This is a genomic window from Planococcus beijingensis (genome assembly GCF_016820615.1).
Taxonomy (GTDB): domain Bacteria; phylum Bacillota; class Bacilli; order Bacillales_A; family Planococcaceae; genus Planococcus; species Planococcus notacanthi.
On sequence record NZ_JADHDZ010000005.1, the window covers coordinates 196,313 to 214,157 of the forward strand.

The following is a 17,845-nucleotide window of genomic DNA, read 5'->3' on the forward strand; positions in this document are numbered from 1 at the left end:
TCACCCCCTGCTCTTTTCTAACACTTTCAAGCCATTTTTCTGTTTCACGACTTCCAATACATGCCGGTACATTGTTCTGGTGTCCGGCTGCTTGGCGCGTTCTGTGAACATCTTGGAACTTCCGACCAATACCAGTAACTCCTTGGCACGCGACAGCGCCACGTTCAAGCGCCGGTAATCTTTTGCAAAGCCGATGTCCCCATGTTTATTCTGGTTATTACGTACCATGCTCAAGATGATGATGTCCCGTTCGCTTCCCTGGAAACGGTCAACCGTTCCGGTACGCACTGTCAGATGCGGCAGGCGCAACTCCTGATCGATCATCCGTTGAAGCCGTTTGACCTGTTCACCGTAAAAGCTGATGACGCCAATGCTCTTCTGCTGCTCCGGATGGATTCTTCCAGCGCGCTTCGCTTCACCGGCCGCTTCATTCAAATCAACCAGTAAGGCACGGATTTCCTGAAGCTCCGCTGCATTATAAAGGCTCTTCCCACCGCTCATCCGTTCTTCAAAATAAGCCGATTCGTTCGGCAGGTCCAGCCACATGAGGTGATTGCTGCGGGTTACTGCTGTTGATTCGAGCAGATGGTCGCGCTCCCGGTCCGAATCTCTGATGCCGCATTGCAGCTGGTCTTTTTCCATTCTATAGAACGGCGCAATGGTTTCCATGATGTCTTCGTGCATGCGGTACTGAATCGCCAGCATCGTCTTGTTGGCAGCCGGCAGGTTTTTGTAAAGCCGCTCAAATAACGACTCTTCCAACAGCTTTTCCAACTCTTTCTTTTCTTCAAAGCCGTTGTCTTCCTCGATCATTTCCTGCAGCGTTTCTTCCAATGTATCGTTGCCCAGAAGCGGCGGCAATTGATGGTGGTCGCCGACCAAAATGATTTTCTTGCCTTTCAGCATCGGCAATAACAATTCAGGCGGCGTGGCTTTTGATACTTCATCAATGATGACCACATCAAATTCCGGATAGTTGTCGATGAAATCCTTGCGCGCCGAAGCGACGCACGTCGTTCCGATGACATTGGCGTGCTTGATATACAGTTTTCGGATCTCGTCCAAATCGTGCTCGTTCGCCCCGGCCAATAAATCCAGCCATTTTTTCTGTACCGACTGCAATAAAGGAAGGTTCTTCATTTCCTGCTTAAGCGATTCCTTCGTAAACGACAGGCTGGCAAGTTCTTTCGCCGCCTGTTCAAGCTGCCCTTCCGGATCTGCTGACAGGATTTCATTTAACGCGAGCAGCTCTTGTCCGTAACCGGCTATCGTCTGTTCAACTTGTGTGATTTTATTATTCAACCCAGCGATCCGGGCATCGCTGGTTTCCAGTTCCGCTGTTTTGACGGCCTGTTCAGCTTGATGCTCGTTGATGCGTTTTTGCGTCTCTTCATAGGAAGCTTTTTCTTTTTCCAGTCTTGCGAGTTCCGCTTTTTGCTCACGAATCGCGCTTTCGATGTCGTCCGGCAAACTAGCAGGATCCGGCATTTCCCGGTAGCGCTGCTCAAGCGGCGCAATCTCTTCCTGCTGTTTTTCCAGTTTGTCGAACCATTTTTCGTCCCAAACGCGGTATTGGTTTTGCTGTTTGACGAGCTGCTCGCACAACACGCGCTTCAAGTCCTGGAAGGCCCGCTTCGACTCTGCGGCATAGACATCGAAAGACTTGAGTTTGGCGCCTCTGCTCCACAGATTGTTTTGCCGTCTGTACAATCCGGCAAGTGCTTTTTTCAGCACAGCCGCATCGGTATGCTGCGAACTTTTCAAAAGTGTCCGCAGCTTTTCCAAATACTCATCGATTTCTGCAGACGTGTAGGCTCCCACCTGTGCCAATGCTTGCTGTTTAAAATCCGCAAAAGACAGGCCGGTTGGCGCTAATAATTTTTCCAGATACGAAATCGCAGCGCTGACAAGCTCGTTGTATTCATTGAGTTTTCCCCACTCCGCCATGTTTTCACGGTTTGCTTCCAAACGGTTGATCAAATAAGTTAGAGAAGGTGTCTCTTCAACGCGCTGATCTTTGATCACTTGAAGCAAGCCATCAATTTTCTTGACGCTGTCCATGTTTTGGATGAGTGCTTCTTTTTGATCGATGATCGCCGCCATTTGATCGCGCCGTTCTACCGTGGCTGCGATTTCCTGTCTTTTTTCCGCCAAGTCCTGTTCAAGACGCGGAAGGCTGAGTGCCCGCTCGAATAATCTGAGCTGACTTCTTATAGGCTGTTGCTGTTCCTGAAACCATGCGCTGTCTTGCTTGCCGGCAATAACAGTGGAAGCCGCATCAATCAGGTCTTCCAGTTCATGCAGCCGGTAAGCCAGTTCACGGCTTACATTTATCGCTTTGCCTTTCTCGAACTCAAATGCCGACAGTTTCACCTGCTCTTGTTCAAGCAGTTTTTGAATTGACTGATGTTTGCCTTGTGCTGCTTTCTTCTCTTCCACGGCCACTTTCAAACTCTCATAAACCGGCTGCAGGTTCAGCGCCGCCTGCTCATTGGCTGTCAGTTCCCGTTTTAGTTCCGGTTCCCGCTTCTCGCGCATTTCGTATTGATCGGTAATTTCTGCCAGTGTATGGTCTTTCCAATACTGCCCGACATTTTCTTCAATGAATTTCTTGCCTTCTTCTTCGATGCTTTCGGTCCGCCCGACGCGCAAAATGCGGATGTCCTTATTGGCAAGCAGGCGTCCGAGTGCATTATCGACTGCCAGATTGGATTGTGACGCAACCAGCGTCCGCAAACCTTTCCGGGCATTCTGCAGGCAAATTTCCGAGATGACCGTAGTTTTCCCGGTTCCCGGCGGCCCTTGGATGACGTACAGATCCTCTGCTGCCATCGCCCCCGATACCGCTTTTTGCTGAAATTCGTTCAGCCGGTTATGGAAATTTAGTTTCCCTATAGTTTGGAGCGGCTTGACCGGCGGTTTTTCCTCGAACAAGATCCGGTCGAGATTCGGATTGACTGCAAGGCCTTTCTCCAAATTGGCAAAGCCCTGCCGCAGCCGTCTGATTTGGCTTAACGCTGCGAAATTGCTGAAAACAACTTCTTTTTTATCGAGTGCCAGCCCTTTTTCACGGAGTTGTTTGACGATGTAACTTTGAAGTTCCACTTCGACTATGCGGTTTGCTGCTTTGATGACTGTGCCGATGTCCCCCGAGATTCCCGTGAGCCGAACGGTCAAATTTTTCAGCGACTTCCATTCCGTGTCTTTCAATTGACACCCTTTCAGCGTGATGCGGCTGAAATCATGGCTGAACGACAAACTGGAGTATCCAGTCTTAATGTCCGGAATATCCATGCCGCGTTCCTGGATTTTCAAATAGCCTTCCCAGCTGCCGATTCGCTTTTTGACATAATCTGAACTGTCTTTGGCCGGCGTCATGCGGTTGACGAGATTGATCAACGATACCGGAGCCGGATCACGGGAGCGGTCGAACACCATGTATTCCTCGCGCTGCCAGTTGGTTCCGAGCGCCTGATAGGATTTTCGGAGAGTCAGGTTGGTAATCAGCAAATTGTGATTGGTAAAGACGCCGTGAAGGACGATTGATCCTTGCAGGTCTTTGCCGGCCAGCCGGACGTTCTCCGCACTGTCCAAAATCAGCGCCACCGAAAGCTCACCTTCCGCATTGGATGGGTAGCGTTCAATAAAGACTTTAAACGCTTTGTCCGCAACAAAAAACGAGCGTTCGCTGATGCCGAACCCTCCCATTTTTTCCATAGCCGTCTTGGTCAACCGTATTGACGTTCTGATTGTTGCTGTATGTGCTTTAACCATCTAATCACCTGTTCTTTTAAAGCTGAAGAAATTTCAAACCGGTTCTGTCCACCTGATCTGTTTTCATCTAATCATATCATCAATTGGTGGATAAGAGCTTGAAAGTTAGAAATTTTACAGGAATATACGTTCGCCTCTATTTCTTGCAAGGCAAATACAGCCGCGTTTAACGCATTTTGTGATTGTGCTTTTTTAAATGTATGATCTGACCCTATAAGCATTTCCGTAGAAACTCCACGAAGCGTTTGTTGCGATTGGCATTTCAATTTCATAAGATGAGAAGAGTGCAGGAGGGGAAAACAATGGATACTCGTAAAGTCGGAGAATTAATTTATCGTTTGCGAAAAGAAAAAGAACTCACACAAAAACAATTGGCGGATCAGCTGAATCTCTCGGACCGCACAATTTCAAAATGGGAGCGCGGACATGGCTGTCCGGACGTTTTTCTCCTTCCCCGCTTGTCTGCGGTGTTTGGGGTAAATATCGAAAATATTCTCGGGGGCGATTTGCCGTCGAATGAATTCATAGGAGGAAATATGAAAAAATCGAATTATTTTGTTTGTCCGTCATGTACCAACATCGTCCTTGCAACCGGCGATATTACCTTGTCGTGCTGCGGCAGAAAGTTAGAGCCTTTGGAAGCGAAAAAAGCAACAGAAGATGAAAAGCTGATTATGACTGAAAGCGATCAGGAATGGTTCATTTCGAGTAACCATCCGATGACAAAAGACCATTACATCTCGTTCCTCGCTTTTGCAACAGGCGACCAAGTCCAGCTAATCAAACAGTTTCCCGAATGGAGTATGCAATCCCGCATTCCGAAACGCAAACACGGGAAATTATTATGGTATGACACGCAGTTTGGATTGTACTATCAGCTTGTGTGAAAATCATTGATTAAGCAGAAATATTATGAATAAAGAATAACTCGTTAATATAAAATATTGCATTTGATCTATTTGCAGCGTGTAGACAGGTAGATTTTGATTCAAGGCGGGTATAGTATATCAACTATACTTCAGGAGGTTGTTGATCATGCCCCATCCATCCAACAACAGAATCGATTCGGCTTCACGCGTGATCTTGGCATCGCCAAAAGCCATCTACCAGGCATTTCTGGATCCGGAAGCATTAAGTTCCTGGCTTCCGCCTAAAGGTATGTCGGCGCGTATCGATGTGTTCGAGCCTCGTCAAGGCGGCTCCTACAAGTTGACGCTAATGTATGAAGCCGACCATTCAAACCCTGGAAAGACCTCGGACCATACCGACGTCTCCCAAGGAAGATTTCTGGAATTGGTGCCTGACACGAAAATCGTAATGGCCGGGAAGTTCGATTCTGAAGATCCGGCATTTGCCGGCGAAATGATTCAGACCTGGTATTTGGAAGCCGTTTTAGAAGGCACAAAAGTCACCATCGTTTGCGAAAATGTCCCTGAAGGAATACGGAAGGAAGATCATGACGAAGGACTCGGTTCCACACTTGAAAATCTTGCCCAGTTTATAGAAGTACAGACTGGGTGAGTTTTTTTCTTGAATAAATTATTGTTTCTCAAACTCATTTATAAATTTTTACTGAGTATTTCATCAAACTAAATACGGAAAATACTTTTTTATGCTATTCTTCCATTTCGTAATTGATTTGATCCAAGGCAGCTCGTAACTCTTTTTCAATTTCTTCCTCACTGTATCCAGATAATTGGAGTTCCTCTACCATTTCGTCTGCGTCAATGTATTTATCAACAAGCCTGTACTCTTCATTCGACAGTCCATGCATATTTGATGAACAACCTGCTAATGCTGCACAGATACATAAACTAGCAATTAGAGTTGCCTTCAATGATTTATTCACTGCGATTTTCTCCTTTCGCCAAGACCTTAAAGGCTATTATACCCATAACTTTAAGACTAGTATATAGCCAATATAAGGTATATTTAATTATGGTAAATCAAGGAACTCAGTTTAAATTGATTTAAATAATTAATGTGATCCTACCATTAAGACAGATAAAAACCAGCCGCCTTCATCTGTCATTCCTTAGATGGAGGCGCCTGGTTTATAGTTATTACCTGGGAAGATCGTTAGAGATGTTTAAAAAATATGCATTTTAAGAAGAATTGACTACCGCTGTAGTGGTACTGATTATGGTTTTGCAGCTGGCACATCTTTCCGCACAACATCAAATAGCCCCGAACCTATGATTTCCAAAGCCGATTGCATTCTTTCAGATGAGATGTTGTTTTCAATTGTATCTTCAGGTGTGTGGTAGACTTTCTCGATATGGTAAACGAGCGGATCCCAGCTGTCGATGCCCATCCAGATGAATAACGCAGCAGGGATGCCGGCATTATGGAAAGGTACGTGGTCGCTGGATCCGAATTTACCTGGTAAAATATCTGAATTACCGAGACGTGCTCCTGCGGCAACGGTGGAATCTGTGATGATATTGGTGCTGCCATCCACAGTCATCGCATAGAGGTTTTCAGCTTTTTCATAGCTTGTTGCCACCATATCCGGATTGAATACGGCTTCGATGTTATCGCGTTCAGACTGAGACAATTGGTCCACGTAATAGCGCGATCCCAATAATCCCCTTTCCTCAGAACCGAATGCCACAAACTTCAAATCTTTGTCGGTGTTGTAGCTTTTGAATACACGAGACAACTCAAGCATTAATGCAACTCCGGAAGCATTATCACTTGCACCTGGCGCCCCCACAACACTGTCCATATGAGAAGTTAGAAGTACCTCTTTACTGGAAGCAGTCTTTGTTTTTGCTTTTTTCGTTCCGATGACATTGACTGATTGAAGATTTGAATAATGAGTTGCCGTCAGATTTAATGTGACCGGTCCTTCTGCAAGCTGCTCTTTCAGCCACTCCACTTGGATAAACGCTGCTCCGTATACAGGAACATCGTACTTCTTCGTGAGGCTCGGATTAAAGGTGGAGCCATAATTGCCGCGGCTTCCCACAACACTCTGCAAGATGACACCTGCTGCACCTGCATTCACTGCATTGTCGACTTGTGTCCGATAAGCAGCAGTGGAGGCTTCACGCGTCAACGCAACAATTTTCCCCGCAGTATCTGCCGGGAAATCAGCAGGATTGAGTCCCCCTTCTACATAAACCACTTCCGCTTCTACGGCTTCATTGCTGACTTTTCCATTGCTGGAAGCTCCCATTTCCCAAAGCGTTCCATCAGCGAATTTCACATCCGCGATATACTGATCCGCCACCGGGAAATACTGATACTCCACGCCAAAACCGAGGCCCTTCAATGTATTTGCAATATAGTCCGCCGCTTGTTTCTCAGCTTCCATTCCGCCTGGCCTTGAACCGATTTCTTCCGATAAATAGCGGATGTGGTCAATTGCCCGTTCCGCATCGACGCGGTTAACAATTTTCTGGTCCTGCGCCGCTCCGGAATTTCCGTTTGCCGCATAAGCGGTTGTACCGGCATTGAAATCAGCAACCGGTGATGCGAACGGTGATAGGCAGAGCACCATAGCCCCTGCAAGTGTATAACTCAACAATGCCTTTTTCATTTTTTTCGGTTTAGCTTCTGCAGAACATGAAATTTTTTTCATCAATCATCGCTCCATTTCCTGGTTTTATTTCTTGATTAGCTGGTAGACAGAAGCCCCCACCAAATCTCCTGCTTCTTTCAGCCGTTCTGCACTGACAAATTCAATCGTATCGAGCGGTGTATGATAATAAGGCTCTAAATTGGCGGTTCCAGGTTCCCGGCGAATAAAGTTTACAGCCGCGATGCCTGCTTCATAAAATGGAACATGATCTGATGCCCCTCGCTGATAAAGAATGAGTTCAGAAGGGGTACCGATTCGTTTACCAGTGGCCGCCGCTGTTTCTGAAACAATGTTCGGTTGGCCATCCAAAGTATTCATGTAAATAGCGGTTGCATTTTCCCACGAAGTTCCAACCATATCCATATTGAAATTCCCGATGCTTCTGGAAATTTCATCTTGGCTCAGCTGCGACACATAATAGCGTGAACCGACAAGCCCGATTTCTTCAGCTCCCACAAAAGCAAATCTCACTTCCTCATCAATCGGATAGCTTTTCAAGACCCGTGCAATTTCCAGAGCTGTGGCTGTGCCAGAGGCATTGTCACTTGCTCCAGCCGCAAAAGGAACACTGTCATAATGTGCGGTCACATGGACAATCCCATCCCCTCCACCTTTCTTCGGAGTACGGGTCGCAATGATATTCTGGGACGTGGCATTTTCAATCGCCGAAACGGTCAGTGTCACATTGCCTCCAACAGCTTCAACATCGGCAAGCAATGCTTCTCCACTCGCTTTTGTAATGCCTCCAACAGGAATCTGCACAGCTGCAGAACCCAGTGATGGATTAATTGGCCCAGGCTGATCGATGTTATTGTAGATCAATACACCAACTGCTCCAGCTGCGTAAGCATTATTCACTTTTTCTGCAAATGGGATTCCACCACGCGAAATGAGGGCAATTTTCCCAACAGCTTCTGTGCTGAAATCTTCCGGATACCCCAGGCCGCCATCATATAAAGAGGCAGTCAATCCGGTATCGGCTGTCGCTGCGGATCCAGCTGGAACATTCACAAGCACTTCATTTCCTGCATCAGTCTGTAAATGGCCAAGTACCGTGTCGCTGATGGCAAACTCCTGAATCTCGACGTCGTATCCGTAGGACAACAAACGCTCTTTAATAAAATCAGCTGTTTCTTTCTCTGCCGGCGTACCTGCCACACGCGGCCCTATCGTTTCTGTCAGATGATAGACATCTTCATACATCCGGTCTGCACTGATTCGGTTAATGACTTTCTGATCAAACGCTGCCGCGCTTTGTCCGGGTGCTGCTACCGCTTTTGCCGGTTCGAAAACACCGGCAGGAGCCATGTAAAGGCTCGATGTAACAAGTAGAGCGGATAAAAACGTGGTTTTCAACTTCACATTTTTCAAATTCCCTTCCCCCTTTGTGATGGTCGGCTCTTATTAAGCCATAACAGTTATTCCTTTCCATCTTGGATAAATCCTTCCTTAAAAAACAAATAAGGAATAAAGTACCTGAATTTTCTGATAAACAAACCAAAAGAACTGTATCGAATCTTGTATTTTCAGTAATTTTCTTTTAAAACACCTACAAAAATACCATGGATTCCTGTCGGCCTTTCTTTGCATGAAGGCTTCATTAAAACAAAAAAAGACAAAAGCGGCGCTGTGGAATGATCTCCAAAGTGCTGCTTTTGCCTTTATTTTTTCTTCGCAAATCAATGAGCATGTCAATTGCCCGGACATTGAAATCTTTCTACTTTTTCCCCAAATCCCGCTTCACAATCTTATCGCTTACTTGCTGGCCACTGAGCGTCACCATCGGCATGCCGCCTCCTGGGTTGACAGTACCCCCGACAAAATACAGGTTGTCGTAGAGTTCGCTTTGTTTTTTGTGTTTGAAGCCGCCGTTCTTGTTTTTATCGGAAACGGTGCCGTAAATGGCTCCGCGATCCGAACCGTAAACGCGTTCAATATCATGCGGTGTCCAGGCATCGCGCGTAACAGTATTCTCCCTTAATCCTTCCAGTCCCATGCGTTCCAATTTATCGAGCACGCGTTCTTCAAACTGCCGGTACTGTTCCGGTGTAAAAGGCTTGTCCTGGATATACGGGATATGCGGCAGGATTTTGATGTTTTCATGCCCAGGGGGCGCCTGTGTTGGATCGGTCTTGTTGACGTTGACCAAGTAAATTGTCGGGTCGTCCGGAAGTTCGTGCTTCTCAAACACTTTGTCCATCTGTTCATGCAGGTTCTCCGAAAAGAAGAAATTGTGGTGATTCAGGAATGGATAGGTTTTCTTGACGCCGAGATGCAGGACCAGACCCGAACTTGAAGGTTCGTATTTATCCACCAGTTTCGCAACAAACTTCTTGTCTGCATCCACCATCTTTTGATAGAACGGAATGACTTCCATGTTCGACACATAATAATCGGCAGTCTTAAATGAACCGTCTGCCAGTTCAACGCCTGCGATTTGTTTGTTTTGATTGGTATGGGCCCGGACCACGCCCACCCCTGTGTGAATTTGGACGCCTTCTTCTCTTGCCAAACGCTCAAGGCCTTCTGCCAGCTTATGCGTTCCGCCTTTGACGTACCAGCAGCCCTGTGCATGCTGCATGTAAATCATCATGTTAAGCACTGCCGGCGCACTGTACGGAGATGAACCGACGTATTTGACGTAGTAGGACAGCATGTCGCGCAGATGCGGATTGCTGATGCGTTTGGAAATGGCGCTGTACATGGTCGACGTCAAGTCGAATCCGGTCAAAGTCGCGAGGATTCCGTTTTGCGCAACTGCCTCTCGCGGCGACTCAAAGCCTTCCTTCAAATAGCTGTGTTCCGTTGTTTTATAGATGCGTTGCGCGTATTTCAACAACGCATAATACTCTTTCATATCCTTTTTGGAAAGGGCCGGATTCTCCTGTTCCATCAAGCGCAGGTCATGATACAAATCAAGCACCGTGCCATCTGGGAAGAAAGAACGCCATTCCCGTTCAAGGCGCTGGATCGGCACATAGTCCTCCATCCGCTTGCCGCTGCCTTGGAATAATTTATCAAAAATATGCGGCATGGTTAAAATCGACGGTCCTAAGTCAAAACCAAAGCCATCCTGCTCTAAGCGATTTACTTTTCCGCCGATGTGTTCATTCTTCTCATATAAAGAAACCGCGTACCCTTTTTGTGCCAGGGAAATCGCTGCGGACAAGCCGCCGAGGCCGCCGCCGATCACGATTACGGATTTACCAGGATTCATCATACATGTGCCGCCCTTCTGTTCTACTGTATTTTTTAACAGATCTGCATCACAGCAGATTCACTTACGCATACGAGCCTTTATGTTCCTCATGATGCCCTTAGATTAAAGTTCTTCAAAATATAGTCATAATCCTTCTAATTCCCTGACTTCATGCTTTAAAAACCTGTTTTGTATAGACTTTGTATAATAATTATACGCTACTTTCAAGATAGCATATCGGGTTATTTATTTCCTTTAATAGCCCATACAGAAAATCACCGCACACAAAAACCCACCTACTTTTCCAAAAAGGAAGAACAGGTGGGTGGCGCCAAGATTAAAATGCCGGCTGGTAAGCTGTCAGCGGAATGTCTTCGTACGCTTCCGGATCCAGTTGATCAACTGAGCCGTCTGCAACGCCTTCAATAATTCCGGATAAGCCGCGTTCAACCGATTTGACCAGTTGCCCTTTTTCCTTTTGCCCAAGGCTTTGCGTCTGTCCCCTAACTTCAAAGAGCACCGTTCCGCTGCCATTCAATGCATAGGTGCCAAGCGCGGTTCCTGGCAGATCCAAGCCTTGCGAATAAAGCGAGATGTTAGTGAATTTCGACTGGCCGTAAGACTGAAGTTCATTGTATGCCAGCAAGTTCAATTGTCTTGAGAAATCGTAATCGTAGCTATCCGCATACTCGGCATACTTCGCGCCTTCCGGAGTGGATGGATCCGGTACGAATTGAGCCGACAGGGAAAGCGTTACAGGATCAGCAGTGCCATCGACATAGTAAAGCCCTTGATGGTGCAAATCGACAAAGACATCTACGTTGCCGAATTCATCTTGCAAGGATTTATAGACGTCACGGGAAGTTTGAGCTTCGGGTGTGATGAACCAGCCGGGTTGGTTTGATGCTCCCGGAAAATCCTGTGCTTGCGGCACGTAATCAAGGTCCGGGTTGAAGTCACGGTTTACGTCAAACCCTGGATTCGCACCGTAATCATAACTTTGGCTGATGCCGCGGTCCAAATAATTCCATGAAGGCGATGCCCCTGCAAGCTGCGGGAAACTTTCAAGCGCTTCGTTCCACGTCAGGCTGTTGCGGCGTTTATCCGCTTCCGACGCATCGGGATTCATCATCGGCATGAAGACGATCGTCACTTCTTCGCGGATTGCCTTTGACTGTTTCGAGTTGTTGGACAAGGTTTTCAGCAAGTTAAGAATAGCGACCGTACCCGTTTTTTCGTTGCCGTGGATTTCACTTTGCACTAAAAGAACCTTGTCCCCGGTTCCAACGCGCGCGGTATAGATGTCCAGGCCTTCATGCGATTGTCCTGCTACGTTCACTAGGACGGTCCCTTTACTGTTGGATTCAATTTGCTTCAAGCTTTTTTGCAGCTCCTGATAGTCGATAAATCCAGAGATGCTGTTATCATGGTGATGCTGTGCAGGCTTCGCCTCATTTTCAACCGCATACACCGGCATCGCTAATGCCGTACATAACCCTAATACCCCAACCGTACTCGCCCATCTTCTCTTCAAAAACACCCACTCCTTCTTTTGTTTTACTTAACTGGAAAATAGCATAGCAATAAAATAAAAAATAGTAAATATATTTAGAATATTCAATTCTTTAGTATCATTTAAGCTTTATCCACTTTCATATTTCTGCATCAATAGGCATAGAACAAGGTAAATACTTCGGCCCACTAAATAATGCCACACAAAAACCACCTTTCCAAAGAAAGATGGTTTCGCATACACTTACTATTATTTACACAAGAATCGTCCATAAAATCATCGTGAAGACGATTGTTGTTACCCCTTGCAGCAACGTAGCGGCAGTTTGGGCTTTATACGCATCCGTCACTTTCATTCCGCTGAACTGTGTAACGACCCAGAAGAAGCTGTCGTTTACATGGCTCACCGTCATCGCACCGGCTCCGATAGCCATGACGACAAGCGCAAGCGGCACTGCCCCTTCAACGCCAAGTGAAGGCAAAAGAGGCGCAACCAAAGTCGACGTGATGACAAGTGCTGCCGTTGAAGACCCTTGAGCTGTCTTCAATGCTGCAGCAATGAAGAATGGAATCAGCAGGAACACCGAACCGCCTGCCAGTGCAGACAGGTCCATTCCTGAAATGACGTCTGCCACGCCCGAATTCGTGATGACACGGCCGAATGCTCCACCAGCTCCTGTAATCAACAAGATCGGTGCTGCGCTGACCAGCCCTTGTCCAACCAAACCAGACAAGGTTTCTTCGTTCCATTTCGGAAGCAAGAAGAAAGCCGCAAATACACCAAGCAATAAAGCTACAGTTGGTGATCCTAAAAACTTCAAAATATTGGTCAACAAATCTTCTCCGCCAAGGACACTGGCAATCGAACCTGCTCCAATCAATACGACAGGAAGCACAATCGGCAGGAAGGCTTTAAATGTAGAAGGCATTTCCCCAAAGGATTTGATGACTTCTTCATAGCTCAAATCTCCGCTTTTGATGGTATCTTCCGGCACTTCGATTTTCGAAGCGACTTTGACTGCCCAGAAATAACCGACAATTGTCGCAGGAATCGCGGTAACCAAACCAATCAGAATAATTGTTCCCAAGTAATTTTCAGCACCGATGTTGCCGGCAGCTGCAATCGGCCCAGGTGTAGGCGGCACCAATGTATGCGTCGCATACAAACCGGTGGCAAGCGCTACTGACATGGAAGCGATCGACACTTTCGCACGTTTCGCCAAGGCTTTTTTCAAGCTTGATAAAATAATGAATCCAGAATCGCAAAAAACAGGAATTGAAACGATAAAGCCGATGATCGACATAGCCAGCTGCGGCCGCTTTTCTCCGATCAGGCGCAAAACCACTTCCGCCATCCGGTAAGCAGCACCGGATTTTTCCAAAATGACACCGATGATGGTACCGGCGACGATAACGATCCCGATGCTGGTCATCAATCCGCCAAAGCCTTCGTTGACGCTGAGTACGACATCCGCAAGCGGCATGCCGGAGGCGATTCCCATGAAGAATGCGCCGATCAATAAGGACAGGAAAGGATGGAGTTTCAATACGGCTGTCAACAACACAACCAATACAACACTTATAGCAATAATCACGAATAACATCTCAACACCCCTTTTATTTTTTCAGGTACGTTTCAACGACCTTGTGTGTTTTGTGTTTCAACTGGCGGAACGCATCTTTTTTCGATTGTTCCGCCGTTATGTCACCGCCCACCACCGAGTGGATTTCGGTAAAATACGGTTTCAGCAAGACAAGGCTTCGGCGGTCGACCATCCCGGAAATTAAGATTACGGGCTTGCCCCCTGTTTTCGCAGCTTCTGCAATGCCAAAAGGTGTTTTGCCGGATAAGGTCTGGCTGTCTGTTCTGCCTTCTCCTGTGATGATCAAGTCGGCTGTTTCCACATAGCGCTGAAACGAAATTGCCTCCAACACCACATCGACGCCGCGCCTCATCTCCCCTGCGAAAAACGCCTGCATCGCACCACCGGCACCTCCTGCTGCACCGGCTCCTTTTTTATCATGGAGTTTCACGCCGGTGAGCCTTTCGGTGATGTCTGCAAAATTTCGCAGGTTGCCATCGAGTTGCCGAACATTTTCAGAAGTCGCTCCTTTTTGCGGTCCGAATACCGCAGAAGCTCCGTGTTCACCGACCAATGGATTTTCCACATCAGAAGCAATCAGAAATGTGCTTTTTGCAATGCGCGAGTCAAATCCAGAACGATCCAGTGTCACCAGTCGCCCAAGTTCCCCTCCGCCGCGTGCCAATGCCTTGCCGTTCTCGTCCAACAGTTTCATGCCGAGTGCCTCGAGCATCCCGGCACCGCCGTCGTTTGTGGCACTGCCGCCGAGTCCGATGATGAAGCTCCTAAAACCAGCGTCCAATGCATGCCGAATCAATTCGCCCGTGCCATAAGAAGAAGCGATGAGCGGATTCCGTTCATGTTTTTTAAGTAAGGGCAATCCGGACGCTTCCGCAATTTCAATCACACAGGTTTTGCCATCGCCCAAAATCCCGTAGCTTGCAGAAATTGTTCTTCCAATCGGATCTTCGACTTGCTTAGCGACCAATTTTCCGCCAGTCGCTTCCACCATCGTGTTCATCGTCCCTTCACCGCCATCGGCTGCAGGCAGCAGAACCACGTCTACTCCACTGTCCAGTTCATGGATTCCTGCCGCCATTGCCTGAGCCGCGCCTGTTGCAGACAAGCTGCCTTTAAATGAATCGGGTGCTACTATGATTTTCACTGCAAAACCTCCTTGCCATTCTGTTAAAGCGCTTACATAAAATTATAATGAAAAGGTCAGGGAGATACATTATACTTGATGTATATATTTTTGGCGGAATAGTTAGAATAAATATACATAGAGGAGAAGTTATGATCACAAAACAGTTAGCCGAAGAAATCGTCGAACAAACCATGATCCGCCTGAACCGCAATTTGAACGTCATGGACCCCAATGGCATGATCTTGGCTTCAGGCGAAGCCGAACGAATCGAAAAGATTCACGAAGGCGCCGCGAATGTAGCCAAAAGCGGTGAGACATTATCCATCGCAGAAGAGGATTTAAACAATTGGCACGGCGTGAAACCGGGCATCAATATGCCAATCCACTTCCAAGGAAAATTAGTCGGGGTCATCGGCATCACCGGCAAGCCGGAAGAACTCCAGGAGATTTCAACGCTGGTCCAATTGACGACGGAAATGATGGTCCACCAATCCCTCATCACTTCCCATGTCGAATGGAACCGAAAACGCAACGAGTTGATATTCGATGAACTGACCAGCGGCAAGCCCTTGTCCGCCGCTGTGCATGAACGGATTTTCCAAATGGGCTTGGAAGGCAAGATTTCATTTGTCACATTACTGATTGAACTGAAGAAAATGCCTTCCCTTTACCATCGGATTATCGAACAGCTGGAAGAACAATTTTCAGGACATGCCGTTGTCGCTGGCCATTCTCAACTCAATGAAATTTTCCTGTTGGTGGCAAATGACAATCCATCCGAGTTGGAAGCCAAACTATACAATATGCTTCATTTTCTGCAAAAGAACGCACCGGGCAGAATCGGCGTCGGCATTATGGTCGACAGCATATTCGATGTCCGGACTTCTTACCTGGCAGCGCGGAATGCCCTGGATTTCGGAACCCCCGGCCAGCAATTGATTTATTACGAAGATGTGGAATTGTTGGCGCTGTTGAAACGGAATCCCGAAGATGAAGTCGCCAAATTCACCGGCAGAATTCTTGCAGGATTGAACGAATCCCTATGCCAGACACTGACCACCTACTTCGCCGCTAATCAAAGCCAGGGTGAAACCGCTGACCGCTTAAAAATCCACCGCCATACCTTGGGCTATCGCCTGAAAAAGATCCGGGACATTACCGGGTTGGACCCGTCGGAGTTCAAAGACGCGGTCGCTATGTATTTGGCATTGGCGCTAAGAAGCTAAAGCGGGTTATCGATTTCTTTTAAATGACAAAGCAGCTCGGCGGATGGAATCATCTGCCGGGCTGCTTTGTTGGGGGAGCTGCCACTGTATCGATACATGACATTTAGTGGATGAGTATAGGACTTACACTTTTTTAGTAATCTTGCTATGCAATAATCTTCTGACGCCATCAACATCATCCATCTTATTTTTAGATACAATATAAGCAGACATTCCACTATTGAATAAATAAAAGTTGGATGGGTCTTCGCCTATTTTTTCGATTCCTGACCAAGACTGCATTTTTTCACCTGTAGAACTGATTTCCCGAAGGCCCTCTTCGGTAAAAATCATTGTATGGTCTCCCAATATCCCTTCACCTTTCCCTTCTCGAACCATCTTCCGGGCATTGCGCCGGATCAGGCGATAGAAATAAGCAGGATAAAAAACAGCCCATAAAACCCCAAGAATAAAGAACGGAATCATTAAAAAGAGAACCGGCATATCCAATACAAAAGACAAAAAAACGGCCATCACCAAATACATGATCGGTACTGTTATTCGTTGAATCATCAACGATTTCTTCACTGTCTCTGAATTCTTTGCATAGTAGTCGTTAAATTGCAGATAGGCCTCTTCGGATATATTGTAGTTGAACTCCACCTGTCCGGCTCCCTTCCACTTTTCAGATCTGCTTCCAAGTCTTCACCTCAACACCAGCTGACTCGTTTACACAGTCTAATAGTAACATAGCAGGAAATAATTCCTAACACATTTCCAGTTACTTTTTTATGTTATTTCCACTCTTCTCATTTCATGAAAATGGATCTAAACGGTGAAGAAAAACAGCAGCTGTATGGCCACGCAATAAAATCACAAAAATCTTAAAGGAATTTCCGAGAAGCCAGCGAATACTATCCAGTAAACGAATGAAACTGGAGGAATGGCTGATCATGAAAATGAAGACACAAGTCAAATCGAAGCTGTCACGGACATTTTCAAGTAATTTCACGAAGGCCTACCAGAAATTCACCATGAACCATATGAAAGAAAACAAAAGTCTGCCCGAAGCCTTTTTGCAAAAGCCATTGTCTCAGTGTAAAGTGGCACTTGTTTCGACTGCTGGCGTCCACTTGAAATCGGACGAACCGTTTGACGTGGACAACCCGGCCGGAGACCCTTCGTTTCGGCTCATCCCCAATGACGTCACCGAACAGGAACTGACAGTGACGCATATCTATATCGATACAAAGTTCGCCAAAACCGATCCGTCCATCGTGTTTCCGCTCCAGCAGCTGAAAAAAGCAGCAGCGGATGGAAAGGTTGGCGTGGCTTCCAATGTGAACATTGGATTGAACGGCGGCATTCTGGATACGGCCATAGCCGAAAAAGATTTCATTCCAAAAGTGGTCGAACTGTTCAATAACGAAGGCATTGATGCAGCACTTCTGGTGCCTGGCTGAGGATCTTGCCATAACGTGCTTGGGCTGTATGCCCGGGCTTTAGAAGTTTCACATATTCCAACCGCGATGGTCACCTTGTTCCCGGAAATCACGGACAAAGTCGGAGCTCCGCGCACGCTCTATGTTCCCTTTAAAATGGGCCGTCCATGCGGCGAGCCTTTCGACTTTGAGACAAGAAAAAAAGTGGTGGATCAATTGCTGGAATTGTTGACTCTGCCTCCTGGTACAAGAGCTATCTACCAGGACAAATCATAAAGAAGAGGAGATGCAGTTCCAGTTGATGAACTTCGTCTCCTCTTCCAAATACGTTTCAACAAAAAAGGCGATACCCACAACTCGTTGAGTCGTTGGTATCCCCTTTTTTATGATTCAATTT

14 protein-coding genes are annotated in these 17,845 nt (G+C 46.8%); 5 read left to right on the forward strand and 9 right to left on the reverse strand.

Features of this window, described 5'->3' with window-relative positions:
* Positions 1–3,774: an AAA domain-containing protein gene (locus IRE19_RS14055; RefSeq protein WP_203340894.1), complete on the reverse strand. Its 3,774-nt coding sequence runs from the start codon at positions 3,772–3,774 to the stop codon at positions 1–3.
* Positions 3,775–4,076: 302 nt separating this feature from the next.
* On the opposite strand from IRE19_RS14055, the gene IRE19_RS14060 reads away from it, so the two are divergent.
* Together IRE19_RS14060 and IRE19_RS14065 are read left to right on the forward strand one after the other, a co-directional pair.
* Positions 4,077–4,661, forward strand: coding sequence for a helix-turn-helix domain-containing protein (locus IRE19_RS14060; RefSeq protein WP_203340895.1), 585 nt, complete (start codon positions 4,077–4,079; stop codon positions 4,659–4,661).
* Between the two features lie 148 nt (positions 4,662–4,809).
* Positions 4,810–5,295 carry an SRPBCC domain-containing protein gene (locus IRE19_RS14065; protein WP_203340896.1) on the forward strand — a complete coding sequence of 162 codons (486 nt, stop codon included), beginning with the start codon at positions 4,810–4,812 and terminating at the stop codon, positions 5,293–5,295.
* A gap of 94 nt (positions 5,296–5,389) precedes the next feature.
* On the opposite strand, the gene IRE19_RS14070 is transcribed toward IRE19_RS14065, so the two are convergent.
* The 7 genes from IRE19_RS14070 to IRE19_RS14100 all read right to left on the reverse strand — a co-directional run bounded on the left by IRE19_RS14070 (position 5,390) and on the right by IRE19_RS14100 (position 14,819).
* Positions 5,390–5,623 (reverse strand): hypothetical protein, encoded by a 234-nt coding sequence (locus tag IRE19_RS14070; RefSeq protein WP_203340897.1) that lies wholly within the window; start codon positions 5,621–5,623, stop codon positions 5,390–5,392.
* A 291-nt stretch (positions 5,624–5,914) separates the two neighbouring features.
* Entirely contained in the window at positions 5,915–7,360 is a 1,446-nt protein-coding gene (locus IRE19_RS14075) for a M28 family metallopeptidase (protein ID WP_203340898.1), read from the reverse strand.
* Between the two features lie 24 nt (positions 7,361–7,384).
* Complete coding sequence (locus IRE19_RS18515; RefSeq protein ID WP_284700319.1) at positions 7,385–8,731, reverse strand: M20/M25/M40 family metallo-hydrolase; 1,347 nt, start codon at positions 8,729–8,731, stop codon at positions 7,385–7,387.
* Positions 8,732–9,077: 346 nt separating this feature from the next.
* Positions 9,078–10,580 (reverse strand): phytoene desaturase family protein, encoded by a 1,503-nt coding sequence (locus IRE19_RS14085; RefSeq protein ID WP_203340899.1) that lies wholly within the window; start codon positions 10,578–10,580, stop codon positions 9,078–9,080.
* A 316-nt stretch (positions 10,581–10,896) separates the two neighbouring features.
* Positions 10,897–12,093: a M14 family zinc carboxypeptidase gene (locus tag IRE19_RS14090; RefSeq protein ID WP_238943236.1), complete on the reverse strand. Its 1,197-nt coding sequence runs from the start codon at positions 12,091–12,093 to the stop codon at positions 10,897–10,899.
* Between the two features lie 232 nt (positions 12,094–12,325).
* On the reverse strand, positions 12,326–13,675 hold the full coding sequence (locus IRE19_RS14095; protein WP_203340900.1) for a GntP family permease: 1,350 nt from the start codon (positions 13,673–13,675) through the stop codon (positions 12,326–12,328).
* Between the two features lie 13 nt (positions 13,676–13,688).
* Complete coding sequence (locus IRE19_RS14100) at positions 13,689–14,819, reverse strand: glycerate kinase (protein ID WP_203340901.1); 1,131 nt, start codon at positions 14,817–14,819, stop codon at positions 13,689–13,691.
* A gap of 131 nt (positions 14,820–14,950) precedes the next feature.
* On the opposite strand from IRE19_RS14100, the gene IRE19_RS14105 reads away from it, so the two are divergent.
* Positions 14,951–16,027, forward strand: a complete 1,077-nt coding sequence (locus IRE19_RS14105; RefSeq protein ID WP_203340902.1) for a CdaR family transcriptional regulator — start codon at positions 14,951–14,953, stop codon at positions 16,025–16,027.
* 123 nt (positions 16,028–16,150) lie between these two features.
* Here the strand turns inward: IRE19_RS14105 and IRE19_RS18535 are convergent, their stop codons facing one another.
* On the reverse strand, positions 16,151–16,669 hold the full coding sequence (locus IRE19_RS18535) for a YcxB family protein (RefSeq protein ID WP_203340903.1): 519 nt from the start codon (positions 16,667–16,669) through the stop codon (positions 16,151–16,153).
* A 290-nt stretch (positions 16,670–16,959) separates the two neighbouring features.
* Between IRE19_RS18535 and IRE19_RS14115 the strand changes: the two genes are divergently transcribed.
* The gene (locus IRE19_RS14115) at positions 16,960–17,469 is read left to right on the forward strand and encodes a glycine/sarcosine/betaine reductase selenoprotein B family protein (protein ID WP_203340904.1); all 510 of its coding nucleotides are present in this window, start codon (positions 16,960–16,962) and stop codon (positions 17,467–17,469) included.
* Positions 17,470–17,484: 15 nt separating this feature from the next.
* On the forward strand, positions 17,485–17,724 hold the full coding sequence (locus tag IRE19_RS14120; protein WP_203340905.1) for a hypothetical protein: 240 nt from the start codon (positions 17,485–17,487) through the stop codon (positions 17,722–17,724).
* Positions 17,725–17,845: the final 121 nt, after the last annotated feature.